Below are 1,252 nucleotides of genomic sequence, written 5' to 3' on the forward strand. Positions count from 1 at the left end.
CGTTCGCCCGCTCTTCTGCTTCTGACGTAGATCGTACAGTCGTCGGCATAGCGAACAAACTTATGTCCTCTTCGTTCCAGTTCCTTGTCCAGTTGATCAAGATAAATGTTGCCTAGAATGGGCGAGAGATTGCCGCCTTGGGGAACACCGGCTTCGGTCGGTACAACCCTTCCATTCGTATGCACACCACTACGCAGGAACTTGCGAATGAGTTGAAGGACGATTTTGTCCTTAATCCGTTTTTCCACGCAATACATCAACTGGTCATGATTCACTGTGTCAAAGTAGGCTTTTAAATCAAGATCCACCGCATATCTATATCCTGCTTCGTAGTAAGCCTTGGCGCGTTTCATTGCGTTGTGGGCACTGCGGTGCGGGCGGAAGCCAAAGCTGTTGTCTGAGAACGTCGGATCAACGATCCGTTCCATCACTTGAAGGATCGCCTGTTGTACCAGTCGGTCACGTACCGTCGGAACTCCGAGCTTTCGTTTCGATCCATCCGGTTTGGGAATTTCTACACGTCTTACGGGTTGTGGCTCATAGGAGCCATTCCTAATCTGCTTGATCAGTTCATCCCTGTTCCGTATCAGGAAGGGGAACAACTCATCAACCGTCATCCCATCAATGCCTGCAGATCCTTTATTTGCCTTTACTCGCTTATAGGCTCGATTTAGGTTCATTCGATCAACGATTCTCGTGACGAGATCATGCACACCATCTCTTCGTTCAGGTTCGCCGTGAGTCGTGCTACACACTTCTGTCGTACCTTCGGATTCCATCCTATTCTTCGATAGATAGCCATCATTTGATGTTTTCCGTGATTGTCGCATCGCTCACACCTCCTCTGTTTCCGAGATTACTATTGTTCAGCCCTTCGTCCTGGTGGACTACTATGGCTTCTGCTGACTTCTTACAATTCATCTCACCATCACTGGCATGATTGTTCCTGTGGGAAATGCCTTCCCTCTTGTCGGGAACCCTTGTAAGACCTCCCCGGGTAAGAACGACCGCTTTCCTTCCATGTGGCTGCTGCATATACTGTTTGAGATTCGGGCAGTATTGGACTTCACCTTGTTACGCAGGCTTATCCGTCTCTATTCAGCCTTAGTATGCAGTTCTTGTTCATCAGCCCAGAAGTTTGCCTCCGGCTTCCTTCAGATTCCACCTCACGATGGACACCCTTGCCTTTGGCTAACAGTTCCTACTGCCAAGCCTGTAGCGGACTTTCACCGCCTAGCTGTCGTCCATGCCG

1 protein-coding gene is annotated in these 1,252 nt (G+C 49.5%); it reads right to left on the reverse strand.

What is annotated here, in order from left to right; genetic code table 11:
- Positions 1-713: group II intron reverse transcriptase/maturase (gene ltrA / locus C4T78_RS35890; protein WP_220389073.1), on the reverse strand; the 713-nt coding region annotated here is incomplete at its 3' end.
- Between the last annotated feature and the right edge of the window lie 539 nt (positions 714-1,252).

This window comes from Saccharopolyspora kobensis, from assembly GCF_900108315.1.
GTDB lineage: Bacteria > Actinomycetota > Actinomycetes > Mycobacteriales > Pseudonocardiaceae > Saccharopolyspora > Saccharopolyspora kobensis.